This is a genomic window from Microlunatus spumicola (assembly GCF_039536445.1).
Taxonomy (GTDB): Bacteria; Actinomycetota; Actinomycetes; order Propionibacteriales; family Propionibacteriaceae; genus Microlunatus; species Microlunatus spumicola.
In genome coordinates this window covers 635,470-660,308 of sequence record NZ_BAAAYR010000004.1, presented here as the reverse complement: position 1 = coordinate 660,308, position 24,839 = coordinate 635,470, and the positions used below count along the sequence as shown (strand labels likewise).

The window sequence follows — 24,839 nt, the reverse complement described above, 5'->3', positions numbered from 1 at the left end:
CCCGTGCGCAGGGCGCGCAGGACACGAACGAGGAGAGTGGGCTTGTGAGCAGCAGATCGATCGTGCTGATCGGTGCGGGGAGCACCGTCTTCACCCCCGGGCTGATGCGGGACCTGGTCGGCAACGGGACCTTCGAGGGCTGGACCGTGCACCTGGTCGACCTGAACGCCGAGGCCGCCGAGGTGATGGCCCGGGTGGGCCGACGTATGGCGGAGGCCGCCGGCGCCGACCTGACGTTCGTCCCGCACACCGACCGGCGTGAGGCCCTGCCTGGCGCCCGGATCGTCACCACGACGATCGCGGTCGGCGCGGCGGAGGGCTGGCGCCTGGACCTCGAGGTGCCGGCGCGGTACGGCATCGCGCAGACCGTCGGCGACAGCGTCGGACCGGGTGGCGTGCTCCGCGCGCTGCGGCACGTCCCCGAGCTGGTCGCCATCGCCCGCGACGTGGCCGACCTCGCCCCCGAGGCGCAGCTCGTGAACTACAGCAACCCGCTCACGGCCAACGTCCGGGCGGTGACCGCGGAGACCGGCGTCCCCACGATCGGGCTGTGCCACGGCACGGCGCACACCCTGGCCAAGCTCAACGCCGACCTCGGGCTGGCGGACCGTGCGGGCGAGGTGCACGCCACGTTCGCGGGGCTGAACCACCTCTGCTGGCTGCTGGACTACCGGCTCGGCGCCGAGGACCTCTACCCGCGGCTGGCGGCGCTCGTCGCGGACCGGGCCGGCGGGCGCGACGCCCCCGGCACCTCGACCGAGGGCGTGCACCTGGCCGTCTCGGCCGACCTCTTCCGCACCTTCGGCCGCTACCCGGCGCCGGGCGACCGGCACGTCGCCGAGTTCTTCGGCTGGTACCTGCGCAGCACCGACGGCGCCGGGGTGGACGAGGACCGGCTGCCCTGGGGCCTGCAGGGCGGCCGCGACGACACGATCCGCTACATCGAGCAGAAGTCCGACCTCTGGCAGCGGCTGCACGACCAGGCCGACGGCCGGCTGCCGGCGGCGCCGGTCGACGGGGACGGGGACGACCAGGAGGCCGAGCGGCTCGTGTCGATCGCCGAGGCGCTGGTCACCGGGCGCGAGCACGTCGAGCTCGCCGTGAACCTGCCGAACGCGGGCGCGATCCCCAACCTGCCCCCCGAGGCCGTGGTGGAGGTGCCCGCCCTGGTCGGCGGTCGCGGCGTGACCGGGCTCGCCGTCGGCCCGCTGCCGCCGGCGATCGCCGCCGTGCTCACCGCCCGGGCGGAGCAGCAGGAGCTGACCGTCCAGGCGGCGCTGCGGGGCGACCGCGCGCTCGCCGTGCAGGCGCTGGCCCTGGACCCCCTGGTGCCCAGCCCCGACGTCGCACGCCGGATCCTGGACGACGCGGTCCGGGCGCACGGTCGGACCCTGAACGCGTTCGCCGCACCCGGCGACGACCGAGCGACGGAGGCCGCATGAGCACGCAGGAGACCGTGATGGACCAGACCGGACCCGGGGGCGAGGGCTGGGGCGACTCGGCGACCGCCGCCGAGATCGCCCAGCAGCCGCGCGTCTGGCGCGAGCTCGCGGAGGGCCTCGAGGCACGTTCCGGGGCGCTCGAGGAGTTCCTCCGCCCGCTGCTCGCCCGGCCCGACCTCCGCATCGTGCTGACGGGCGCCGGCACCTCGGCGTTCGCCGGGACCCTGCTCGCCCCGGCCCTGGCCGAGACGATGCGCCGCCGGGTCGACCCCGTCGCGACCACCACGATCGTCAGCGGGCCCGGCGCCGTGTTCGTGGAGGACGCCCCCACCCTGCTGGTGTCGTTCGCCCGGTCCGGGAACAGCCCGGAGAGCGTCGCGGCGGCGGCCCTCGCCGACCAGCTGCTGACCTCGGTCCGGCACCTGGTCGTGTGCTGCAACGGCGACAGCGACCTGGCCCGCGCGTACGCCGACGACGACCGCGCCTTCGTGCTGCTGATGCCGCCGGACTCGCACGACGCCGGGTTCGCCATGACCTCGAGCTTCACCTCGATGGTCCTCGGCTGCTGGTTCGCGCTCACCGGGACGACGCCGGCGAACGACGTCATCGAGCGGCTCGCCCGGGGCGCCGAGGCGCTGCTGGCCGCCGCCGGGGAGGTCGCGGCCCTCGGGGAGGGGACCTTCACGCGGGTGGCGTACCTCGGCAGCGGGCCGCTGGCCGGGCTGGCGCAGGAGGCGGCGCTCAAGCTGCTCGAGCTCACCGCCGGCGGCGTCGTCGGGCAGCACGACAGCCCGCTCGGCTTCCGGCACGGGCCGAAGGCGATGCTCACCGACGACACCCTGGTCGTCGTCCTCCGCTCGACCGACGACTACACCGCCCAGTACGACGACGACATCGTCGCCGAGCTCACCCGCGACCTCGACCCCCGGCAGGTGGTCGTCCTCAGCAGCCGGCCCCTGCCGCCCGGGGTCGGCGAGGGTGCCGGCTGGACCTGGCAGGCCGAGGGGCTGGAGGGCCTGAACGACGTGCAGGTCGCCGTCGTCTACGCCGTCTTCGCCCAGCTGTTCGCGCTGCGGAGCTCGATCGCCCGCGGGCTGACCCCGGACAACCCGTTCCCCTCCGGCGAGGTCAACCGGGTGGTGCGCGGGGTGAGCGTTCACCCGTACCCGGCGTGAGCCTCCCGACGGGCGCCGGCAGCGGGCCGGGGGTCTACCTCGGCGTCGACGGCGGCGGCACCAAGACGGCGCTCTGCCTGGTGTCGGGCGACGGCCGGCTGCTGGCCCGGCGGGACGCCCCGAGCTGCTACTACCTGGGCGCCGGGCAGGACGTCGGCCCGGGTCTCGTCGCGGAGGTCCTGGGCGCGGCCGTGCCCGCCGTCTGCGCAGACGCCGGCCTGCCGGTCTCGGCGGTCGACGGCGCCTTCTTCGGCCTGCCCGCGTACGGGGAGGCGTCGAAGGACCTGCCCGAGATCGACGCGATCCCCGCCGCGGTCCTCGGGCACGACCGCTACCGCTGCGACAACGACATGGTCTGCGGGTGGGCCGGCTCGCTGGCCCTCGCCCCCGGGGTGAACGTCGTGAGCGGGACCGGGTCGATCAGCTACGGCGAGCACGACGGCCGCCGCGCCCGCGTCGGCGGCTGGGGCGAGCTCGTCGGGGACGAGGGTTCCGCGTACTGGCTCGCGGTCCGCGGGCTGCAGGCGTGGACGCAGATGACCGACGGCCGCGCGCCGGTCGGGCCCCTGCACGCGCTCCTGGACGCACGGCTGCAGCTGGACGGGCCGCTCGACCTGGTCAGCCTCGTGCACGAGACGTGGCAGGGGGACCGCCGCACCATCGCCGCCCTCGCCCCCGTCGTCGTCGAGGCGGCCGAGCAGGGCGACCCCGTCGCGACGGCGATCGTCGACGACGCGGTGGCCGAGCTGGTGCGCCTGGTCCGGGTCGCGGCGGACCGCCTCGCCTTCGGGGTCGGCGAGGTCGTGCCGGTCGCCTGCTCCGGCGGCGTGTTCGGGTCCGCGGCCGTCCGCGACGCCTTCGCCACGGCGCTCGCCGACGTCGGCGAGTTCGACCTCCGGCCCTCCCGCTTCAGCCCCGTCGTCGGTGCCGCCCTCTACGCCGCCCGCGAGGTCGGCGCACCGCTCACCCCCGACGCGCTCGCGCGCCTCGAGGCCTCGGCCGCCGGGCCCGCCCCGTCCTGAGCGTTCCCGGGTGTGGTCAGCGGCGGGGGAGCGCGGCGAGGATCCGCTCGGGCCGGCTGGTGTAGTCGGCGACCTGGTCGTCGGTCGGGAGCGGGGTCGGCCACTGCTGCGTGGTCCAGCCGCGGGGCGGGTCGGTGGTCGCGTACGTCCAGGTGTCCCCGGTGCCGGGCCCGGTCGCCAGGGCGGCGACGTCGTCCACCTGCGTGACCCGCACGTCGGTGAAGGCGTCCAGGCCCGGGAACAGCACGTCGACGTGCCGCGTCCCGCGCGGCAGCGGGCCGACCTGGGTGGTCAGGTGCGCGGAACCGCCGCTGACCCGCAGCCCCCGGGACCACAGGCCGAGGCCCGAGCACAGGCACTCGTACGTCGGCAGCCCCGCGAGCTCGGCCGTCGTCCACCGGACGCCGGTCGCGGGCGGGCCACCCGCCACACGCAGCCGCGGGCCGCTGGCCGGGACCTCGGTGACGACTCGGACACCGTCGGGCAGGCGTGCGGACACGGGTGGGACGGCGCGTGTGCGCAGGTCCTGGTTCTCCACCGAGTAGAGCGTCCACACGATCGAGGTGAGACGCGGCGACGCGACGACGCGGTTGACGACCACGGTCTGCAGGTCGCCGCTGCCGTCATGGGCGGCGTAGAGCTTCGCACCCGTGACCGCGTTGCCCTCGACCGCCGGACGGGTGAGGTCGACCGGCCGCCGCGCGAGCGGCACCTCGCCGATCGGCGTCACGGGGACGCCCGAGACGAGGGCGAGGTTCGGGAGGGCGACGTCCACGCGCGTGGTGGCGGCGGGCAGCGCGGGGAACGCCAGCTGCAGGACGCGCGTCTCGCCGAACCGCAGCTGCGGGAGCACGGCGAACAGCGGGGTGCACAGGCAGCGGCTGAAGAGCTCGGGGGAGACGTTCGCGATCGGCCGGTACGCCCGCCCGGCGCGGGTGTCGAGGAGGGTCAGGTTCTGCTGGCCGGCGAGCGTGCGCTCGAGCCCGAGGTCGGTGCCCGAGGGCACGGGCGTCCCGGGCGCGCGACCGGGAGCGACGAGCGGGGTCACCGACCAGTCGAGGACGGTCGCCGCGGCCGTGCGCCGGACGGCGTGCACCGCGAAGCGGACCGTGACGCCGTTGCCGTCGGCGGTGGTCCAGAGGTCCTCGCCGACGACCGGCAGCCGCGGGTCGGTGGGCGCCGGCACGGCGGGGGCCGTCGCGGTCGGGGTCGTCGGCGCGGGTACCGGTTCCGGGGTGGTGAAGAGGCCGGGCTCCTCGGGGCCCCAGCTGCAGGCGCCGAGGGTCACCAGGGCAGCGGTCAGCGCGACGGCGGCCGTACGCAGCCTGGTCGCCACCCCGTGATCGTAGGCGCGGTCCGAGGGGCCGGGACCGGCGGCGGGGCCTGAGGGCCGGGTGCGCGGACGCACCCGGCCGTCCGGCGGTTCAGCCGGGGTTCAGCTGCGGCGCGGGTCGCGCACGTCGGCGTCGACGTCCGTGTCGATCTGCTCCTTGCGGACGTCCTCGGACACCGTCTCCTGGTCGGTGACGGTCTCCTTGTCGAGGCGCACGCGCTCGACGGGGACGGTCTCCTTGGCGACGACGGGGCGCTCCTCGTGCAGGACCACCTCGTGCTCCTCCTCGGAGATGGACGGGCCCGAGGTGGCCTGGCCGACGTTCGCGTCGGTGATCGGCTCGCGCTCGATCCGGACCTCTTCGTGGCTGACCGGCACGGTCTGCGTCACGTTCTCGGTGACGACGTACTTGCGCAGCCGGGCGCGGCCCGACTCGCGGGTCTGCGTGCCGACCTGCAGGCGCTCCTCCGAGCGCGTCATGGCGTCGTCCGTGGTCGGGCCCGAGGTGTCGTGCCCGACCTGGTCGACGTCGTCACGACCGGCGCCCGTGGTCCCGGCGGTGCCGGTGGTCCCCGTCGTGCCGGTGGTCGCGGTCCCCGTCGTGCCCGTGACCGCGTCGCGCTCCGAGGTGGTGCCGCTGACCGCGGTGCCCTGGGAGCCGAGGCCGTAGTAGCCGTAGAGCTCGTCCTCCTCCTGCGGGGAGAGCGCGCCGTCGTCGTCCACGCGCGGGGCGCCCTTGACCTTGTGCTCGTCGAAGGCGACCTGGATGTTGCGGCCCTGGAGGCTCGCGCCCTCCAGCGGGACGAAGGACTGACCGGTGCCGAAGAGGCCCGTCCTCGCGGTCACCCAGCTCGGGTTCCCCGTCTCGTCGTCCAGGTAGACCTGCCCGATGGAGCCGATCTTGCTGCCGTCCGGAGCGACGACGTTGCCGTCGAAGTCGGGCAGCGAGCGGAGCTGTTCGGTGCTGATGCTCATGTACTTCCTTTCCTCCGGGCCCGCGTTCGCGGGTCCTTCCCTTACAGCGTAAGGCTCCAATGTTCTTGCTGGTGGGGAGCCACTTACGCACTAAGGGCTACCCCAGGGTGTTCCCGCCCAACCACCCCCTGGGGTGTCTGGGACGTGACCGTCCGGGTAACAGGCAGCAGGGAAGTCGGGCACAGACCGGCTCCCGGAACAGTGAGGAGATCCATATGTCGCACTCGCCGTACGAGCCTGCTGAGGGCGTCGGTCGCGGAGTGGGCCAGGACCCGGCGACCGTCTACGAGGAGGTCGGTACCGAGGCAGCGCCCGGCACCGCGGCCTCCTACCAGGAGACCTACGTCGCCCCGACCGAGGACCTGTACGCACCGCTCCCCGAGACCGGGTCGAGCAGCCAGACCAGCACGGGCAGCCAGGCCGGCACCAGCGCCTCCGACGTGAAGGACACCGCGGCCGACCAGGGCCGTCGCGTCGCCGACACGGCCAAGGAGTCGGCCGGCCAGGTCAAGGACACCGCCGTCGAGCAGGGCCAGCAGGTCGCCGCCGTCGCCAAGGACGAGGCCGTGCAGGTCAAGGACGAGGCCGTCGGCTCGCTCAAGGACATCGTCGGCCAGGGCCGCACGGAGCTGACCTCGCAGGTCGGCACCTCGCAGAACCGCCTCGCCGAGTACGTGCACTCGCTCGCCGACGAGCTCGGCACGATGGCGTCCGGTGGTTCGGACGGCACCGGCCCGCTCGCGGACCTCGCGCACCGTGGTGCCCGAACGGGCGGCGAGCTCTCCAAGTGGCTCTCCGACCACGAGCCGTCCGACGTCCTCGACGAGGTCACGCGCTTCGCGCGCCGTCGTCCGTGGACCTTCCTGGGCGCCTCGCTCGTCGCCGGTGTGGTCGTGGGTCGTGTGACCCGCAGCCTGGCCGCCGAGAAGAAGGACGAGCACGACGCCCAGCAGGTGACGAGCACGACCGGCACGCCGGCCGTTACCGGGCCGGACTACGCCGCGCCGGTCGGGACCCCGACCACCACCACCGCCTACGGGACCACCGGCTACGAGCAGACCGGCTACGAGCCGACGACGCCCACCACCGGTTACACCTCGGGCTACGTCGCGGGCGACCTGCCGGAGAGCCCCGCGCCGCAGACCTGGACGGGTGGGTCCCGGTGAGCACTGGCTGGACCGAGCCGGACCCGACGCACGGCTACACCGCTGCGCCGCAGGGCCAGGCCGAGGACGTCTCGCTCGGGGAGCGCCTGGGGAACGTCACCCGCGACCTGAGCACCCTCATGCAGCAGGAGGTGGCGCTCGCCAAGGCCGAGGTCAAGCAGAGCACGAGCCAGCTCGGGAAGGGTGTCGGCCTGCTGGTCGGCGCCGGGATCGGCGGCTTCTTCGTCCTGCTCTTCCTCTCGGTCTCCCTGTGGTGGGCGATCGGCAACTACACGGGCCGCGGCTGGGCCGCGCTGATCGTGGCCGTGGTCTGGGCGATCATCGCCGCGATCCTCCTGTCCGTCGGGCGCAAGGAGCTCAAGCGCGTGCGCGGGCTGCCGACGACCACGGACACCCTGGGCAAGATCCCGAATGCAGTCAAAGGCAAGGAAGAGGACAACCGATGACCACGAGCAGCGACCCCGAAGAGATCCGTCGCGAGATCGAGCGCACCCGCGCCAACCTCAGCGGCGATGTGGACGCGCTGGCCGACCAGGCCAACCCGAAGAACATCGCCCGTCGCCAGGTCGAGAACGTCAAGGGCTCGATCAAGGACAAGGGCACCGACCTGAAGGACAAGATCATGGGCGTCGCCTCCGACGCGTCGGACAGCGTGCACGGTGCGGCGGACAACGTCCGCGGCGCGGCCGGCAACGCGCAGGGTTCCGTCTCCGACGTGCCCGCGAACATCAAGCGCAAGAGCCAGGGCAACCCGCTCGGTGCGGGTCTCGTGGCCTTCGGCGCCGGTCTGCTCGTGTCGTCGCTCATCCCGGCCTCGCAGCGCGAGCGCCAGGCGGCCGTCGAGCTCAAGGACCGTGCCGAGCCCCTGACGCAGAAGGTCCAGGAGGCCGCCAAGGAGGTTGCCGGGAACCTGAAGGAGCCGGCGCAGCAGGCCGCGGCGTCCCTCAAGGACACCGCGACCCAGGCCGCGCAGAACGTCAAGGACCAGGGCCAGCAGTCGGCCCAGGAGGTCAAGGGCACCGCGCAGAGCGCCCAGCAGGACGTCCGCGACGAGAGCACCTCGGCCGCGGGCGAGGTCCGCGACCAGGCGCAGCAGGCTCGCCAGAGCTCGTAGCACCACGTCACGTCCCGGCAGGGCGGGCGCACCGGGTCGACCCCGGGGCGCCCGCCCTGCGCGCGTACGGGGCAGGCCATGGCGCAGCGGCTATCGTCGGCGGGAGTTCGACCCGACAACTGGAGGCAGCGCGTGACCGAGGTCGAGGCCCTGAGGACGCCGACCGGGCGACCCACGAAGGGGCTGGACCGGGACGTGATCGTCCGCGCCGCTCTCCGCGCCATCGACGCCCGCGGCCCGCACAGCCTGACCATGCGCGGGCTGGGCCAGGACCTGGGCGTCGAGGCGATGTCGCTCTACCGCTACGTCTCCGGCCGGGAGGACCTCCTCGAGGCCGTCGTCGCCATGCTGCTCGAGAACTTCCGCCAGGACCTCGACCAGACCATCGCCGACACGTGGCAGGGCTACCTGCAGTCGCTCGCGCACGCGATCCGCCGGATCGCCGTCGAGCACCCGGCGGCCTTCCCGCTGGTGGCGACGCGGCACCCCTCGGCCCCCTGGCTGCGGCCCCCGCTGCGCAGCCTCGAGCTGGTCGAGCAGTTCCTGTCCACGCTGCTCGCGCACGGCTTCAGCGACGTCCAGGCGGTGGGGACGTACCGGGCCTTCACCAGCTTCCTGCTCGGCCAGCTGCTCCTGGAGTCCGCGGCCCGGGGCGCGGAGACGGGCCCGGCGGAGGACGCGCTCGACGAGGGAGGTGCGAGCGTCAGCACCACCGACGCCGAGGCCGACACCGCCGCCAACCCCACCGTCGTCCGGCTCCGCTCCCTGCTCAGCGAGGACCACAGCGAGGAGGAGTTCGAGATCGGCCTGGAGACCCTGCTCGACCGGCTCGAGATGGCGCTGGCGCAGTAGTGGGCGCGCTGCCGCTCGTGGTGGACGGGCACAACGACCTGCCCTGGGCGCTGCGGCAGAACGGGTACGACCTCGACCTGGTCGACGTCGCGAAGCCCCAGCCGCAGCTCCAGACCGACCTGCCCCGGCTGCGCGCCGGCGGGGTGGGCGGGCAGTTCTGGTCGGTCTTCGTCCCCTGCAGCCACCGCGGCGCGGCGGCGGTGACCGCCACGCTCGAGCAGGTCGACGCCGTGCACCTCCTGGTCGAGCGCCACCCCGACGACCTCGCGCTCGTGACGGACGCCGACTGGCTCGACGCGGCGCTCGCCTCCGGCCGGGTCGCCAGCCTGCTCGGGGCCGAGGGCGGGCACAGCATCGACAACTCCCTCGGCGTGCTGCGCGACCTGCACCGGCTGGGCGTCCGCTACCTGACCCTCACCCACAACGCGAACACGGACTGGGCGGACTCCGCGACCGACGTCCCCCGGCACGGTGGGCTCACCCGGTTCGGGCGCGAGGTCGTCGCCGAGCTCAACCGGCTCGGGATGCTCGTCGACCTCTCCCACGTCGCCGCCACGACGATGCACCACGCGCTCGACGTCACCGCGGCGCCCGTCGTCTTCAGCCACTCGAGCGCCCGCGCCGTGGCCGACCACCCCCGGAACGTCCCCGACGACGTCCTCGAGCGGCTCCCCGACAACGGCGGGGTGTGCATGGTGACCTTCGTGCCCCGGTTCGTCAGCCCGGGCGCCGCCCGCTGGGCCGCCGAGGTGCACGAGGCCACGGTGGCGGCCGGCGTGGACCCGCGCGACCTGGAGGCGCTGGACGCCTTCTCCGACGCCTACCCGCGGCCCTGCCCGCCCGCGACCCTCGCCGACGTGGTCGCCCACGTCGAGCACGTGCGCGAGGTCGCTGGCGTCGCCCACGTCGGGCTCGGCGGCGACTTCGACGGCACGACGGCGACCCCGGTCGGGCTCGAGGACGTCTCCCGCTACCCGGCCCTGCTGACCGCCCTGCGCGACCGCGGCTGGTCCGACGCCGAGCTCGCCGCGCTGGCCCACGGCAACGTGACGCGCGTGCTCCGGGAGGCGGAGGCCGTGGCGACCGGGCTGCAGGCCGTACGGGGTCCGTCGCTCGCGTCCATCGGGCTGCTGGACGGAACTCCCTCGTGAGCGGGCTGCTGGAGGTCGTCGTGACCCACGCCCCGGATGCCCAGCGCGCCGAGGCGGGCGGGGCCGACCGCGTGAGCCTGGTCGGCGACCCGTTGCCGGGCACCGGACGCGAGGCGGGCGCCCTGTCCCCGGCCCCGGCGCTCGTGGAGCAGGTCCGCGCCGCGACGACCCTGCCCGTACGCCCGCTGCTCCGCCTCCGGGAGGGCTACGGGACCGACGGCGGCGAGGTCGCGCACCTGCACGGGCTGCTCTCCTCCTACCGCTCGGCCGGTGCGGACGGGGTGGTGCTCGGCTTCCTCAACGCGCTGACGGAGATCGACCTCGAGGTCGTCGCCGAGCTGCTGGGCCCGGGCCACGGTGGCGAGCCCGACGGTGACGGGCTGACCTGGACCTTCTCCCGGGCGGTCGACTCCTGCATCTCCACCGACCGGGCCTGGCGCGAGCTGCCCCACCTGCCGGGCCTGGACGCCGTGGCGACCGCGGGCTCGGCGCGCGGCGTGGCCGAGGGCCTCGACGAGCTGGTCGCCCGCGCGGAGGCGGACCCGGCCGCACGGCGGCTGATCATGGCCGCCGGCGGGCTCAACGCGGAGCACGTGCCCTGGCTGGCGCGGGCCGGCGTGGGCATGTTCCAGGTCTCCACGCAGGTCCGCCCGCTCGGGTCGTGGAAGGCGTACGTGGACGCGGACCTCGTCGGCACCTGGCGCGCGCTGCTCGACAGCCTGCCGGCGGGGGCGAAGGACGGGTCGCGTTGATCCTGGTCGACCTCCCGACCTGGCCCGCGCACGGACGCCTCTGGTCGCACCTGGCGAGCGACACCTCGTACGCCGAGGTGCACGCCTTCGCCGCCCGGCTGGGGCTGCCGCCCCGGGCGTTCGACGGCGACCACTACGACCTGGTCGAGGACCGCTACGCCGCCGCGCTCGCCGCCGGCGCACGGCCGGTCACCTCCCGCGAGATCGTCGTGGCGCTCCGGGCCGCGGGCCTGCGGCGCCGGAAGCGCTCCCGGCTGGCCCCCTGAACCACCGCGGGCTACGCCGGTCGCGAAACCTGTCACCTTCCCGTCACCCGTGCGGAGCAAGATGGGTCCGACGAGAGGACCACCTTTGCCCTGCGCCCACCTCGAGGCACAGCCGTTGACCCCGCTCCCCGCCGGCTTCGAGCCCTACTGCGCCGACTGCGCGTTCACCGGCGACCAGTGGGTGACCCTGCGCCGCTGCCTGACCTGCGACCATGTGGCCTGCTGCGACGACTCGCTCAACCAGCACGCCACGCGCCACTTCGCGACCACCGGGCACGAGGTCATGACCTCGGCCGAGCCCGGCGAGTCCTGGCGCTGGTGCTTCATCGACAAGGAGTCCGCGTGACCGAGCCCGCCCCGCTGACCAACACCGACCTGACCAGCGGACCGAGCCGGGGAACCGACGGTGCCCCCACCACGGGGACCCGGCCCGAGCGCCGTCCCCGCCGCGACGGGGAGGCCCCGCGCGACGCCAAGCCGGTCATCCTGACCGTCGACGACGACCCGAGCGTCTCCCGTGCCGTCGCCCGCGACCTCCGCCGGCGCTACGCCGAGGAGTACCGCGTGGTGCGCGCCGAGACCGGCTCCGCCGCGCTCGACGTGATCAAGGAGGTCGTGCTGCGCGGCGAGCAGGTGGCCGTGCTGCTGGCCGACTACCGGATGCCGCAGATGAACGGCGTCGAGTTCCTCGAGTCGGCCATGGACCTCGTGCCGCAGGCCCGCCGGGCGCTGCTGACCGCGTACGCCGACACCAGCGCCGCGATCGCGGCCATCAACGTCGTCGACGTCGACCACTACCTGCTCAAGCCGTGGGAGCCGCCGGAGGAGAAGCTCTACCCGGTCATCGACGACATGCTCACGAGCTGGAAGCGCGAGGGCCGGGCGCCGGAGCACAAGACGAAGATCCTCGGCCACCCGTGGTCGCCGGAGTCGTACGAGGTCCGCGACTTCCTGGCCCGCAACCTCGTGCCGTACCGCTGGTACAACGTCGAGGACCCGGACGGGGCTCGGCTGCTGGCCGCGGCCGGCAAGGGTCCCGCGGACGTGCCCGTCGTCGTCACCACGGCGGGCGAGGCGCTGACGCGGCCGAACCTGACCGACCTGGCGAACGCGGTCGGGCTCGACACCACCCCGCGCGGCGACTTCTACGACGTCGTCATCGTCGGCAGCGGGCCGGCCGGGCTCGGCGCCGCCGTGTACGCGGCGTCGGAGGGGCTGAAGACCGTCGTGCTGGAGCGCTCCGCCGCCGGCGGGCAGGCGGGCCAGAGCTCCCGGATCGAGAACTACCTCGGCTTCCCCGACGGGGTCGCGGGGGCGCAGCTGACCGACCGCGCGCGGCGCCAGGCCGTCCGCCTCGGGGCCGAGCTGCTGACGGCGCGGTCGGTGGTCGGGCTCAAGGCCAAGGGCCCGGCGCGCGAGATCACCTTCGACGACGGCGAGACCCTGCTGGCCCACACGGTGGTGCTGGCGACCGGGGTGTCCTACCGCCAGCTCGACGCCGAGGGCGCCGACGACCTGCTGGGCCGGGGGATCTACTACGGCTCGGCGTCGACCGAGGCCGCCGCGTGCGCCGACCAGCACGTCGTCATCGTCGGCGGCGCGAACTCGGCGGGTCAGGCGGCCGTGTTCTTCTCCACGCACGCCTCCCGGGTGACGCTCGTCGTGCGCGGCGACTCGCTGACCAAGTCGATGTCCAGCTACCTCATCGAGCAGGTCGAGGCCCGCGACAACATCGACGTCCGCACCTGCACCCAGGTCGAGAAGGTCGAGGGCGAGGAGCACCTGAGCGCGGTGACCCTGTTCGACAAGACGACCGGGCAGCGTGACGTCATCGACGCCGAGCACCTGTTCGTCTTCATCGGTGCGGCCCCGCTGACCGACTGGCTCGACGGCGAGGTCGTGCGCGACCCGCGGGGGTTCGTCGTGACCGGGCCCGAGCTGCTGGTCGAGGGCCGCCGGCCGGACGGCTGGGACCTGCAGCGCGACCCGTACCTGCTCGAGTCGAGCCTGCCGGGCGTCTTCGTGGCCGGCGACGCCCGCGCCGACTCGGTCAAGCGGGTCGCCTCGGCGGTCGGCGAAGGGGCCCTCGCCGTGACGCTCGTGCACCGCTACCTGGCCGAGCAGTGAGCCCCGGGTGGCGGCTCGGCGCACGCAGAGGCACCACCGGGGGCACCATGGGAAGCAGGAGCGTCCTGCCCACGTTGTGCGGGACGAAGGAGACACGGTGACTGACACGGTGACGGACCAGACGGCGCAGACGCGAACGGCGCAGCAGCAGGACGGCGGGGGCGGCGAGCGCCGGCTGACGCCCGACGAGCTGAGGACGCTCTTCCTCTTCGAGGCGCTCGAGCCGGCCCAGCTGGAGTGGCTCAGCCAGAACGGGTTCGTCGAGACCCGTGCCGAGGGCGAGGCGGTCTACACCGAGGGCGACCCGGCGACCTGCTTCTTCGTGCTGGTCGAGGGCTGCGTCGCGATGCGCCGCTGGGTCGAGGGCACGAACGTCGAGGTCAACCGGACCGACCACCGCGGCGTGTACGCGGGCGCGACGGCCGCGTTCGTCAAGGCCGAGGCCGGCCACCGCTACGCCAACAGCCTCGTTGCGGTCAGCGACTCCACGTTCTGGGTCATCGACGCCGCCCTGTGGGGCGACAAGATCCGCGTGTGGTTCCCGATGGCCATCCACATGCTCGAGGGCCTCGCCACCGGCATGCGCAACAGCCAGCTCGTCGTCGGCCAGCGCGAGCGGCTGCTGTCCCTCGGACGGCTGGCCGCCGGCCTGACCCACGAGCTGAACAACCCCGCCTCCGCGGCCGTGCGCGCCACCGCGAGCCTGCGCGAGCGGGTCAGCAAGATGCGCGGCAAGCTCAGCCACCTCGCGTCTGCCGACATCGACGGCCGGGAGTTCGCGGCGATGGTCGACCTGCAGGAGGCGGCCGTCGAGCGGATGGCCAAGATCACCCGCGAGCTCAGCCCGATGGAGACGTCCGAGGCCGAGGACGAGCTGGGCGACTGGCTCGACGACCACGACGTGCAGGGCAGCTGGGACGTGGCCCCCGTGCTCGTCGCGGCGGGCGCGGACGTGGCCTGGCTCGACGAGCTGGCCGAGGGCGTCTCGCCCGACATCCTCAGCGACGCGGTCCACTGGGTGGCGTACGCGCTCGACACCGAGCAGCTGATGAACGAGATCGAGGACGCCACCACCCGCATCTCGACCCTGGTCGGTGCGGCCAAGCAGTACTCGCAGATGGACCGGGCGACGCACGCCGACATCGACGTGCACGAGGGCCTCAAGAGCACGATCATGATGCTCAAGCACAAGATCACCGCGCCGGGGAACATCACCCTGGTCAAGGACCTGGCCGAGGGCCTGCCGCGGGTCCCGGCCTTCCCGGCCGAGCTCAACCAGGTCTGGACGAACCTCATCGACAACGCCGTCCAGGCGATGCCCGACGGCGGCACGCTGACCATCCGCACCCGGCTGGAGCCGGACGACGTGCTGATCGAGATCGGCGACACGGGGACGGGCATCCCGAAGGACCTGCAGGAGCGGATCTTCGAGCCGTTCTTCACGACCAAGCCGGTCGGCGAGGGCACGGGCCTCGGCCTCGACATCTCCTACCGCGTCGTCGCGCAGCGCCACGGCGGCGACCTCCGCGTGGAGTCCGTGCCGGGCGACACCCGTTTCCAGGTGCGTCTCCCGCTCGTCACCCCGGAGCGTCTCCGCACCGCGGGCTGACCTGCCGGGTTAGTGCACGTGCCACCGGATTGGGTGGACGGTCGGGCGGCCCGGGCCCCCGCGCGGGCTAGCCTGAGGCGCATGGACGTGCTCACGCAGGAGATCGAGCGACCCGGCGCGCCCGCGCCCGCGCCGCTGATGTCCCCTGACGACGTCGCCGGGCTCACCCTCGACGACCACCTCTGCCTGGCGCTCTACACGGCGTCGCGCTCGATGACGGCGCGCTACCGCGTCGCCCTGGACGAGTTCGGGCTGACCTACCCGCAGTACCTCGTGATGATGCTGCTGTGGGAGGAGCCGTCCGTGCCCGTCGGGCGGATCGGCGAGCGCCTGTCGCTGGAGTCCAGCACCCTCTCGCCGCTGCTGAAGCGGCTCGAGACGATGGGGCTGATCAGCCGGGCGCGCGACAAGGCCGACGAGCGGCTCGTGATCATCGGGCTGACCCGAGCGGGTCGCAAGCTGCAGGAGCGGGCCTCCGGCGTGACCCCCGAGATGTGCGACGCCACCGGCCTGGACCGTGTGGAGATGGCCGAGCTCGTCGGCCTGCTGCACGCGCTCGACGAGCGCCTGCGGAGCTCCACGCACGAGGCCCGCTCGGCCTGAGGACCGTGCGCCCGGCCGGGTTCAGGCGGCGAGGGCGAGCGGCAGGTCGGCCGCGTGCACGACCACGAGCGTGGTGACGGCACGCGTCAGGCAGACGTAGAGCCGGCGCAGCCCGGTCAGCTCGTCCGCCTCCCCGTCGACGAGGTGGGCGGGCTCGAGCAGCACGACGTGGTCGAACTCCAGCCCCTTGACCAGCGAGGCCGGCACCAGCTCCACGCGCCGGCGCTCCGCGACGTCCCCGTCGACGTCGAAGTCGCGGGGCCCCTCGCCGAGCAGGTCGTACGCGACCCCGGCGGCGCCCAGCGCGGCGGCGACGTCACCGACCTGCAGGTCCGCGACCACCACACCGACCGTGCCCGCCCGGCCCAGGACCTCCCGGACCGCCGCGACGGTGCCGTCGAGCGGGTCGCCCGTACGTCGCAGGTCCAGCTCGCCGGCCGACCGCCGCACCGAGTACGGCGGGGTCAGGGTCGGCGCGATGACCGGCAGCAGCCGGGCGGCGTAGTCGATCACCTGGCCGGGCACGCGGAAGCCCTCGACCAGCTCGGTGACGACCGCCCCCGGCTGGCCGAGGTGGTCCAGCGACTCCTCCCAGGAGCCGACGGACCAGGGGGTGGTCGCCTGCGCGAGGTCGCCGAGGACCGTCATGGACCCGGTGCTGGCGCGCCGCCCCACGGCCCGCAGCATCATCGGCGACAGGTCCTGCGCCTCGTCGAGCACGACGTGGCCGAGGCTCGGCGTCCGGTTCAGGACGTCGTTCGCCTCGTCGACGAGCGCGAGGTCGGCGAGCGTCCAGCGGGCCGACCTCGGCGTCTTCCCCGGCCGACCCGCCTGCAGCTCGCGCTGCTCGTCGGCGTCGAGGATCCCCTCGGCGGCCGTGGCCAGGAACGCGGCGTCCGTCAGCAGCCGCAGCACCAGCCGGCCGGGGTCGAGCGCCGGCCACAGCGCGCCCACGTACGCCCTGACCTCGCGGCTGCGGGCGACCGCGGCCTGCACCCGGTCGTCGGGGGAGTCGCCCGCCGCCTCCATCCGCAGCAGCACCCGGTGCGCCAGCCGCTGGGCGAGCATCGTCCGGCCCGCCTCGTAGCGGACGGCCCGGTCGCGCAGCTCGGCCACGACCTCGTCGACGACGTACGCGGGCACCCGCCACTGGTGGATCCCGCGCGGCAGCACCAGCGTCTGCGTGGCCGGGGTGACGTGGCCCCAGACCGCGCGCCGGACCACCTCGGCGAGCCGGGCGTCGCCCTTGAGCCGGGCGCGGACGGCGGGTTCGGTGGCGCGCACCTCGAGGCCGGTGGCGTCGGCGAGCAGCGACTCGACGGTGGCCTGCGCGGCGTCGATCTCGCCGAGGGCGGGGAGCACGTCGCCGATGTAGGACAGGAAGCTGGCGTTCGGGCCGACGACGAGCACGCCGGAGCGGGACAGCTGCTCGCGGTGCGCGTAGAGCAGGTAGGCGGCGCGGTGCAGCCCGACGGCGGTCTTGCCCGTGCCGGGGGCGCCCTGCACGCAGACGGACTGGTCGAGTCCGGCCCGGACGATGACGTCCTGCTCGGGCTGGATGGTGGCGACGATGTCGCGCATCGGTCCGGTGCGCGGACGCTCGATCTCCGCCTGCAGGATCGTCGAGCCCGGTCCCTCGGCCGCGGGCGCGTCGACGAGGTCCTCGTCCTCGTACGCGGTCAGCGATCCGTGGGAGAAGCCGAAGCGACGCCGTCGGCGCACGTGCATGGGGTCGGCCGGACGGGCGCGGTAGAAGGGCAGCGCCATGCCGGCGCGCCAGTCGATGACGAGCGGCTCGCCGCCGGCCTCGCCGGTGATGTGGCGGCGCCCGACGTAGAGGGTCTCGTCGTGCTCGGCGCCGAGGTCCCGGTCGTAGTCGAGGCGGCCGAAGAAGAGCGGGACGGTCGGGTCGTCCTGCAGCGAGAGCATGCGCCGGTGCAGGACCTCCTTGAGCTTCTCGGTCGCGATGCGGTCGGCGCCGTGGGCGGTCAGACCGGCGGTCGCGGCGCGCATGCGGCCGAGGGCGGAGCGCGACTCGCGCAGGTGCTCCTGCTCGGTCGCGAGGGCGGTATCAGGGGGGTGGTCGGCCGGCGCGGTGGGCATGCGGGAGCTCCGATCCTCGATCGGTGGGCGTGCAGGGGCGAGGGGCCACGTTAGGGGTCCGGGCGCCCTTCGTCCAGGGGTTTGGCGTGGACGGGCGGTGCGCGGGCGGCGTGGGCTCGGTGACGAGCTCGGTGCGGGTCGGGGCGGGGAGGCCCCCCGGGGACAGGGCCGCGGTCCGCGTTCCTATCGTGGACGGGTGACCGAGCCAGCCCAGCCGCCCGTCCGGACCCGTTCCTTCTCGCCCGTCGAGAACCCGGCCAACCGTCCCCGGGCGACGCGCCGCACCGTACGGGTGCTGCTCCTCAACCCCGACGGGGGGACGCTGCTGTTCGAGGACAGCGACCCCGGCCTCGTCGACGTCCGCTGGTGGGTGACCCCCGGCGGCGGGATCGACCCGGGGGAGAGCGAGACCGAGGCGGCCGTGCGCGAGGTGCGCGAGGAGACCGGCTTCGACCTCGACCCCGCGACGCTGCTCGGCCCCGTCGCCCGCCGCCACGTCGTGCACGGCTACAGCGACCAGGTCATCGAGCAGGACGAGGCCTTCTACCTCGCCCAGGTCGGCACCTTCGACGTCGACGTCTCCGCCCACACGCCGGACGAGCAGATCACCTTCAAGGGCTGGCGCTGGTGGTCGAAGGAGGACCTCCGCGGCAGCGACGAGTGGGTCTGGCCGCGCGAGCTCGAGGAGATCCTGCTCCTGATCGACCAGGCCGACCGCTGGCCCGTCGAGCTCGGGTTCCAGGAGGAGTCGACGGTTCCCGACGTGGCCTGAGCGGGTTCCGCTCGGGCTGCGCTGCCCGGACGTCGCGCCCTGTCGGCACACCTGTCTGACGTCGGCACACGGCTCTGAGGTCGGCACACCCAGCTCGCACTGGCCACCTAACCTGCACCGGCACACCGTTCTGCGGTCGGCACACCCTGCAGGGTGTGCCGATGTGGATTCGGTGTGCCGTCGTGGACAGGGTGTGCCGTCTGCACCAGCCGTTTCTCCACAGGTCGAGCCGCAGGGCGCTGGCTGTCCACAGCCGAGCAAGGTCTCCCTGGTGCACGCCCGCCGGCGGTGGTGCTGTGGTCCTCGTGCAGCAGCAGGTTCTTCTTCGCTCAGCCCTCGTCGCCCGCGGCGACTCCGATGCGCAGCTCGCCCGCAGGCGCTCAGCCGGTGACCTCGTACGCCTGCGTCGCGGGGCGTACGTCCGCCCGGTCGAGGAGCCCGTCGGGCGCGAGGAGGCGCACCGGCTCCTCCTCCGGGCGACGATGCCGCTGCTGGGGCCGGGCTGGACGCTGAGCCACGGGTCGGCAGCGGTGCAGCAGGGGTTGCCCGTGTGGCCCGAGGCCGTGAGCCACGTGCACGTCACCCGGCCGCGGGTGGGTGGCGGTCGTCGGCGGACGGAGGTCCATCGCCACGGTTGTCGTCTGGACCCCGGGGAGGTCGTCGAGGTGGCGGGGTGGCCGACGACCGACCTGGCGCGAACCGTCGTCGACCTGGCTCGCAGCCTTCCCTTCGAGCAGGGCGTCGCGGCCGCCGACCGCGCTCTGGCGCTGGGTGCCACGCTTCTCGAGCTCGAGGAGGCGCTGGACCGTACGGCGGGGCTCCGCGGTTCGGAGCGCGCCCGCCGCGTCGTCGCGTTCGCCGACGGTCGCTCGGAGTCGGTGGGCGAGTCCGTGAGCAGGGTGCTGCTGTCCGACCTGGGGCTGATGCCGGAGGACCTCCAGCACCGGGTCCTGAACGGCGCGCGTCTGGCCGGACGGGTGGACTTCGCCTGGCCCGAGCTGCGGACCATCGGCGAGTTCGACGGGCGGGTCAAGTACGGCCGGCTTCTCGGGAAGGACGACGACGGCGGCGACGCGGTGTTCCGGGAGAAGCAGCGGGAGGACCTGCTGCGCGAGCTCGGCTGGCAGGTCGTGCGCTGGGTGTGGGCGGACCTGGCCCACCCCGAGGTCATCGCCGAGCGTCTGCGACGGGCGTTCGCCCGCGCCGCGGCCGCCTGATCATGACCGACGACCTGGGTCGTCGACTACCCGGGACCGACGCACACCGTGCGGTGGTCGGCACACCGTGCAGGGTGTGCCGACGCGACAACGGTGTGCCGAGCAGAGAACGAGAGCGTGCCTCGTGAACCCCAGCGCTCGAGGACGAGCCTCAGTCGGCGGCCAGGGCGTCGTCGGCGTCCATGATCGTGTAGGCGTAGCCCTGCTCGGCCAGGAAGCGCTGGCGGTGCGCGGCGAACTCGGCGTCGACGGTGTCGCGGCTGACGACGGCGTAGAAGCGGGCCATCACGCCGTCGGCCTTGGGCCGGAGCAGGCGGCCGAGGCGCTGCGCCTCCTCCTGCCGGGAGCCGAAGGCGCCGGAGACCTGGATGGCGACCTGGGCGCTCGGCAGGTCGATCGAGAAGTTCGCGACCTTGCTGACCACGAGCAGGTCGATCTCGCCCGACCGGAACGCCTCGTAGAGCCGCTCGCGCTGGCGCACCGTGGTGTCGCCGGTGATCAGCGCGGCGTCGAGGCGCTGCGCGAGGTCCTCGAGCTGATCGACGTACTGGCCGATGACCAGGGTCGGCGTGCCCGTGTGCTTGCGGACGAGGTCGACGACCACGTCGGTCTTGGAGTCGGCCGTCGCCGCGAGGCGGTAGCGGACGTCCGGCTCGGCGACCGCGTACGTCATCCGCTCGGCCTCGCTGAGCGTCACCCGGACCTCGACGCAGTCGGCGGGCGCGATGTAGCCCTGCGCCTCGATGTCCTTCCACGGCGCGTCGTAGCGCTTGGGCCCGATGAGGGAGAAGACGTCGCCCTCACGGCCGTCCTCGCGGACGAGGGTCGCGGTGAGGCCGAGGCGGCGGCGGGCCTGCAGGTCGGCCGTCATGCGGAACACGGGCGCCGGGAGCAGGTGGACCTCGTCGTAGAGCACGAGGCCCCAGTCGCGGGCGCCGAAGAGCTCGAGGTGAGGGTGCACGCCGCCCCGCTTGGTGGTGATGACCTGGTAGGTCGCGATCGTGACCGGCCGGATCTCCTTCTTGGAGCCCGAGTACTCGCCGATCTCCTCCGGCGTGAGGCTCGTGCGCTTGACGAGCTCGTCGCGCCACTGCCGGGCGGAGACCGTGTTGGTCACGAGGATGAGCGTGGTCGTCTTCGCGGTGGCCATGGCGGCCGCGCCGACGATCGTCTTGCCCGCGCCGCAGGGAAGCACGACGACCCCGGACCCGCCGTGGAAGAAGGACTCGGCGGCCTGCGCCTGGTAGGGCCGCAGCTCCCAGCCGTCCTGCACGAGGTCGATCGCGTGGGCCTCGCCGTTGACGTAGCCGGCGAAGTCCTCCGCCGGCCAGCCGAGCTTGAGCAGGACCTGCTTGAGGTGCCCGCGCTCGCTCGCGTGGACCACGACGGTGTCGTCGTCCACGCGGGCGCCGACCAGGCCCTTGACCTTGGCCGACTTCAGCACCTCGGTGAGCACCGGGCGGTCGGTGGTCACGAGGACCAGCCCGTGCGTGGGGTGCTTCTCGATCCGCAGCCGGCCGTAGCGGTCCATCGTGTCGGCGACATCGACGAGGAGCCCGTTCGGGACGGGGTAGCGGCTGTACGTGAGGAGGGTGTCGACGACCTGCTCGGCGTCGTGGCCGGCGGCCCGCGCGTTCCACAGGCCCAGCGGCGTCAGCCGGTAGGTGTGGATGTGCTCGGGGGCGCGCTCCAGCTCCGCGAAGGGGGCGATCGCGATGCGGCAGGCCTCGGCCGCGGGGTGGTCGACCTCGAGGAGCAGGGTCTTGTCGGACTGGACGACGAGCGGACCGGGCGCGGAATCAGACATCCGGCCAAGCGTATGCGCGTGCTTTCCTTCTCCGCCCGGTTCCGAGGCGGATCGCGCTCGGGCCCGACCGGGAAGGGGTCTGCCGCCGACCTAGACCGGCTCGACCGCCGCGATCCGGGACAGCGCGATCGTGACGATCTGGGCGTTCGAGCGGTCGACCGCCCGGACGAGTCCGGCGCTGAGGTCGAGCGGGGCCAGGTCGCGCTGGGTGGAGCGGCCGTCGTTCTCGACCCAGGTGACCCGGACCGGCAGCCCGTCGCGGGTTGCGGCTCGGAGGTCGTCGAGCGCGGCGGCGGCGGTCGAGGCGGTGGCGGCGCGCTGGTCGGCGGCCACGACCGCTGCGGCGACGTCGGCCGTCCGCGGGGGTGCGGCGGGCGTCGAGAGGCGGGTGACCGGGGCCCGGGGGACCGGCGGCGCCGGGAGCCCTCGGCCGTGCGCGTCCTCGGCGACGGGGCTGAGCCCGGCGTCCCGCAGCGCCTCGAGCAGCTCGTCCGGCTCGGCGGCGGCCACGACCACGCCGGGGGCGAGACGCCGCAGTCCCAGCGCGGCGGCCTGCGGGTGCCGCAGGAAGGTGCTCAGCTGCGCGTCGTCCTCGCTCGTGACGAAGCTCAGCGCCGGCCCGACGTGGACGGCCCCGTGGCGGCGCGCGACGTCGCCGAGCAGGTACTCCAGCGGTTGCGGGACGGGGGTCGACGCGTGGTCCCGGAGCCAGCCCAGCGCGTCCTCGGCCGACCAGCCGGCGTCCATCGCCCGGCGTACGGAGTCGGCGCTGAAGCGGTAGACCGAAGCCGCCCCGCGCGACTCCTGCGCGGCGAGCAGGCGCAGGTCGGCGGCGACGTCGTGGCGCAGCGGCCCGGGCGCTACGGCGGTGAGGTCGGCCTGGAGGATCAGCTCGGTGACCGGTTCCGGGAACAGGACGGCCAGCGCCTCCGGGACGGGAGCGTCGGCGAGCAGGCTCGGCGTGAAGTCGGAGACGGCGCCCAGCGCGACGAACCCGAGCAGCGAGGCCTCGCGCCACAGGTCCCGGCTCAGCTCGACCGCGGCGTCGGGGGTGCGCGAGAGCCGCGGGCGCTCCCAGGCCAGGGCGGCACCGAGGTCGTCCGGGTCGAGGACCGTGCCCGGCCCGGCGGCGACGGCGAGCCCGAGGACCACCCGGCGCAGCGCGGGCGCGGACGGCGACTCGGCCTCGGGCCCGAGGGCGTGCGCGCCCGACGCCGACGACCGGGCGAACCAGCGCGGCGCGGCCAGCCACGCCCGGGCCAGCGTCGTCCAGCGCTCGGCGGCGGGGCGGGTGACCCACCGGTCGTACGCGGCCGTCGGCAGCACCCCGTGGCTGCTGCCGGGGGCGGCGAGCCCGGCCGCGGCGGCCAGCTCGACCACGAAGGTGGCGTGCACGACGTCGGTGCCGAGGGACCGGACGAGGCCGGTGAGGTCGCGGGTGGCGAGGCCGCCGGTGCGCAGCGGCCGGAACGGGCTGTCCTCGAGCGCGCGGGCGACGAGGTCGACGTCGTCGAGCAGGCTGAGGGCCGCGCCGGCGGCGGCGCGGTCGACGAGGGTCGTCGGTCGGGTCCGGCCGGTCAGCACCGGGCCCTGACGGGGAACGGGCTCCCGGGTCAGCCGGCCCTCTCTGAGCCGGAGCGCGACCTCGCGCGGCAGGACCACGGTGTCGCCGTCGAGCGAGCGCAGCAGCCGGGCGGCGAGCAGCGAGGCCACGGGTCCGCGGGCGGCGGGTCCCACGACCCGGTCGGCCTGACGGGCGACGCCGGTCGGGGCCCAGACCAGCCGGTCGAGGACCGCGTGCATCGCCGGGGTGGCCTCGGCGAGCGCGGCGTCGACCTCGGCGTCCTCCAGCGGCTGGCGCGACGGGGCCGCGAGCCCCAGCGGGTGCGGGTCGAACGCCTCCCGGGCGGTCCGGACGAGGTGCAGCCCGTCGTCGTCGCCCCAGGCGAGCGCGCGGGCGCGCAGCGTCTCCACCGCGGCGACGACCTCGTCGGGGCTGCCGCCGAGCAGCGCCTCGAGCTCGGCGAGCGTCGTGGGGTCGGGCAGCGCGGCGAGGGCCTCGGCGACCAGGCGCTGCCAGGCGTCGAGGTCGTCGAGCGCGCGGCCGGTGGAGGCCGACGTCGTCGCGCGCGAGGCGAGCTCGGACAGGTCGCGCGGCATCGGGACCGTCAGGTCCGGCCGGAGCCGGAGGAGGTCCTCGACCGCGCCGACGGGCCAGCGGCGGAGGCTCTCGGTGAGCGTGCGGGGGCGCGCGGGCGCGGCCACGCGGCTCAGCCCCAGGGGTTCGACGTGGGCGGCGCAGGCGGGGCCGGCGGCGTCGGGCGGACCAGGGACTGCCACACGACCAGCAGGAGGATCCCGAGCATCACCCAGCAGATGCCGGCCGACCAGCCGGCGACGAAGCGCCACCACGGGTCGCCCTCGAAGACGGACCGGAACAGCCCGACCACGGCGAATAAGGCGACGGCACCCGCGGCGATCCGGAACGCGGTGCGCAGGGCGCGCTGGGCGACCTTGACCCGCGTCGACAGGAACACGGCCACGACCAGGAGGATCGGTGCGAGGACGTAGATCAGCCCGCCCAGGGCGAGGCAGATGCACAGACCTGGCGTGGCGGCCTCCACGACCTGCCTGGCGTCGACCCGGCCGGGTCGCTGCTGGTCCCCGTACGCGGCGGGCGGCGGTGCGAACCAGCCCGGCGTCCCGGGGGTGGGGTAGGCGTACGGGTCGGGCTGCGGACCGGGCTGGGACCCGGGCTGGGGCACCGGCCCACCCGACGGACCGGCGACCGACGGCCCGCCGGCAGGCGGCCCGCCGACCGGTGGGAACGACCCCGGGACCGGGGGAGCGGCTTGCGCGGCGCGGTCGGCACCGCGGGACGGCTGCTCGAGCACGGGCCAGGGGGCGCCGGCGGCGGGTGTGGCCGTCTGCGCGGCGGCGGAGGGGCTGAACGGCGCGGTCGCCTCGAAGGGCGCGTCGGCCCCCCAGCCCACCGAGGTCATCGTCGAGGTGACGGTGTCGAACGGCCGGTGCGGGTCGCGCTCGTCGGGCGGCGCCGGGACGAGGGTCGCGAGCGGGGCGACCGGCGCGGACGGCTGGTCGAAGTGCGGGCGGGCGGTCGACGGGCCGCCGGCGAGCGGCTCGACCGGGGGCGCCTGGTCCAACGGCGGCACGGGTGCGTCGGCGAAGTACTGCGGACGCTCGTGCGGCGCGTACTCCGGTCCGTCCTCCCAGGTCGCCACGCCTGCGAGTCTAGTGACGCGACGGGGCGGCCACAGGTGGCGACGGGAACGGGGCGGCCCTCTGACCAGGGCAGATCCCGGTTGGGCCGTGACGCCGATCCCGCTAGGCTT

The 24,839-nt window shown here is 74.5% G+C and carries 22 protein-coding genes; 16 read left to right on the top strand and 6 right to left on the bottom strand.

Annotated features, from left to right (window positions below):
* The first annotated feature begins 44 nt into the window (after window positions 1-44).
* From ABD665_RS15970 to ABD665_RS15960, 3 genes are read left to right on the top strand one after another with little or no spacing between them, the layout of a single operon-like run.
* Window positions 45-1,442 carry a family 4 glycosyl hydrolase gene (locus ABD665_RS15970; RefSeq protein ID WP_204913596.1) on the top strand — a complete coding sequence of 466 codons (1,398 nt, stop codon included), beginning with the start codon at window positions 45-47 and terminating at the stop codon, window positions 1,440-1,442.
* Window positions 1,439-2,617 carry an SIS domain-containing protein gene (locus tag ABD665_RS15965; protein ID WP_204913595.1) on the top strand — a complete coding sequence of 393 codons (1,179 nt, stop codon included), beginning with the start codon at window positions 1,439-1,441 and terminating at the stop codon, window positions 2,615-2,617. The genes ABD665_RS15970 and ABD665_RS15965 overlap by 4 nt, the downstream gene beginning before the upstream one ends.
* A complete protein-coding gene (locus ABD665_RS15960; RefSeq protein ID WP_204913594.1) occupies window positions 2,614-3,639 on the top strand; it encodes a BadF/BadG/BcrA/BcrD ATPase family protein in 1,026 nt (341 codons plus the stop codon). The genes ABD665_RS15965 and ABD665_RS15960 overlap by 4 nt, the downstream gene beginning before the upstream one ends.
* Before the next feature lie 16 nt (window positions 3,640-3,655).
* On the opposite strand, the gene ABD665_RS15955 is transcribed toward ABD665_RS15960, so the two are convergent.
* Both ABD665_RS15955 and ABD665_RS15950 read right to left on the bottom strand, forming a co-directional pair.
* Window positions 3,656-4,975 carry a hypothetical protein gene (locus ABD665_RS15955; protein ID WP_204913593.1) on the bottom strand — a complete coding sequence of 440 codons (1,320 nt, stop codon included), beginning with the start codon at window positions 4,973-4,975 and terminating at the stop codon, window positions 3,656-3,658.
* A gap of 99 nt (window positions 4,976-5,074) precedes the next feature.
* Window positions 5,075-5,947, bottom strand: a complete 873-nt coding sequence (locus ABD665_RS15950) for a DUF2382 domain-containing protein (RefSeq protein ID WP_204913592.1) — start codon at window positions 5,945-5,947, stop codon at window positions 5,075-5,077.
* A gap of 215 nt (window positions 5,948-6,162) precedes the next feature.
* Here ABD665_RS15950 and ABD665_RS15945 point away from each other — a divergent pair, with 215 nt between their 5' ends.
* The 11 genes from ABD665_RS15945 (at window position 6,163) to ABD665_RS15895 (ending at window position 15,587) form a co-directional block, all read left to right on the top strand.
* On the top strand, window positions 6,163-7,113 hold the full coding sequence (locus tag ABD665_RS15945; protein WP_204913591.1) for a hypothetical protein: 951 nt from the start codon (window positions 6,163-6,165) through the stop codon (window positions 7,111-7,113).
* Entirely contained in the window at window positions 7,110-7,559 is a 450-nt protein-coding gene (locus tag ABD665_RS15940) for a phage holin family protein (RefSeq protein ID WP_204913590.1), read from the top strand. The genes ABD665_RS15945 and ABD665_RS15940 overlap by 4 nt, the downstream gene beginning before the upstream one ends.
* The gene (locus ABD665_RS15935; RefSeq protein ID WP_204913589.1) at window positions 7,556-8,227 is read left to right on the top strand and encodes a DUF3618 domain-containing protein; all 672 of its coding nucleotides are present in this window, start codon (window positions 7,556-7,558) and stop codon (window positions 8,225-8,227) included. The genes ABD665_RS15940 and ABD665_RS15935 overlap by 4 nt, the downstream gene beginning before the upstream one ends.
* A gap of 132 nt (window positions 8,228-8,359) precedes the next feature.
* Window positions 8,360-9,079, top strand: a complete 720-nt coding sequence (locus ABD665_RS15930) for a TetR/AcrR family transcriptional regulator C-terminal domain-containing protein (RefSeq protein ID WP_204913588.1) — start codon at window positions 8,360-8,362, stop codon at window positions 9,077-9,079.
* On the top strand, window positions 9,079-10,230 hold the full coding sequence (locus ABD665_RS15925; protein WP_204913587.1) for a membrane dipeptidase: 1,152 nt from the start codon (window positions 9,079-9,081) through the stop codon (window positions 10,228-10,230). The genes ABD665_RS15930 and ABD665_RS15925 overlap by 1 nt, the downstream gene beginning before the upstream one ends.
* Entirely contained in the window at window positions 10,227-10,982 is a 756-nt protein-coding gene (locus ABD665_RS15920) for a copper homeostasis protein CutC (RefSeq protein WP_204913586.1), read from the top strand. Before ABD665_RS15925 ends, ABD665_RS15920 begins: the two co-directional genes overlap by 4 nt.
* On the top strand, window positions 10,979-11,248 hold the full coding sequence (locus tag ABD665_RS15915; protein WP_204913585.1) for a DUF4031 domain-containing protein: 270 nt from the start codon (window positions 10,979-10,981) through the stop codon (window positions 11,246-11,248). Before ABD665_RS15920 ends, ABD665_RS15915 begins: the two co-directional genes overlap by 4 nt.
* A 115-nt stretch (window positions 11,249-11,363) precedes the next feature.
* Entirely contained in the window at window positions 11,364-11,594 is a 231-nt protein-coding gene (locus ABD665_RS15910) for a UBP-type zinc finger domain-containing protein (protein WP_344742518.1), read from the top strand.
* The gene (locus ABD665_RS15905; protein WP_344742517.1) at window positions 11,591-13,375 is read left to right on the top strand and encodes an NAD(P)/FAD-dependent oxidoreductase; all 1,785 of its coding nucleotides are present in this window, start codon (window positions 11,591-11,593) and stop codon (window positions 13,373-13,375) included. The genes ABD665_RS15910 and ABD665_RS15905 overlap by 4 nt, the downstream gene beginning before the upstream one ends.
* Window positions 13,376-13,472: 97 nt before the next feature.
* A complete protein-coding gene (locus ABD665_RS15900) occupies window positions 13,473-14,984 on the top strand; it encodes an ATP-binding protein (RefSeq protein ID WP_344742516.1) in 1,512 nt (503 codons plus the stop codon).
* An 81-nt stretch (window positions 14,985-15,065) separates the two neighbouring features.
* Entirely contained in the window at window positions 15,066-15,587 is a 522-nt protein-coding gene (locus tag ABD665_RS15895) for a MarR family winged helix-turn-helix transcriptional regulator (RefSeq protein WP_344742515.1), read from the top strand.
* Window positions 15,588-15,608: 21 nt separating this feature from the next.
* Here ABD665_RS15895 and ABD665_RS15890 read toward each other — a convergent pair whose 3' ends face one another.
* Window positions 15,609-17,690, bottom strand: a complete 2,082-nt coding sequence (locus ABD665_RS15890) for a helicase domain-containing protein (RefSeq protein WP_204913583.1) — start codon at window positions 17,688-17,690, stop codon at window positions 15,609-15,611.
* 196 nt (window positions 17,691-17,886) lie between these two features.
* Between ABD665_RS15890 and ABD665_RS15885 the strand changes: the two genes are divergently transcribed.
* Both ABD665_RS15885 and ABD665_RS15880 read left to right on the top strand, forming a co-directional pair.
* A complete protein-coding gene (locus ABD665_RS15885) occupies window positions 17,887-18,462 on the top strand; it encodes an NUDIX hydrolase (protein WP_344742514.1) in 576 nt (191 codons plus the stop codon).
* 296 nt (window positions 18,463-18,758) lie between these two features.
* Window positions 18,759-19,679: a type IV toxin-antitoxin system AbiEi family antitoxin domain-containing protein gene (locus ABD665_RS15880; protein WP_204913581.1), complete on the top strand. Its 921-nt coding sequence runs from the start codon at window positions 18,759-18,761 to the stop codon at window positions 19,677-19,679.
* Window positions 19,680-19,830: 151 nt separating this feature from the next.
* Here ABD665_RS15880 and ABD665_RS15875 read toward each other — a convergent pair whose 3' ends face one another.
* From ABD665_RS15875 to ABD665_RS15865, 3 genes are all read right to left on the bottom strand, one after another.
* Window positions 19,831-21,486, bottom strand: a complete 1,656-nt coding sequence (locus ABD665_RS15875) for a DNA repair helicase XPB (RefSeq protein ID WP_204913580.1) — start codon at window positions 21,484-21,486, stop codon at window positions 19,831-19,833.
* Window positions 21,487-21,576: 90 nt separating this feature from the next.
* Window positions 21,577-23,751 carry a helicase-associated domain-containing protein gene (locus ABD665_RS15870; RefSeq protein WP_204913579.1) on the bottom strand — a complete coding sequence of 725 codons (2,175 nt, stop codon included), beginning with the start codon at window positions 23,749-23,751 and terminating at the stop codon, window positions 21,577-21,579.
* Between the two features lie 5 nt (window positions 23,752-23,756).
* Complete coding sequence (locus tag ABD665_RS15865; protein ID WP_204913578.1) at window positions 23,757-24,728, bottom strand: hypothetical protein; 972 nt, start codon at window positions 24,726-24,728, stop codon at window positions 23,757-23,759.
* Window positions 24,729-24,839: the final 111 nt, after the last annotated feature.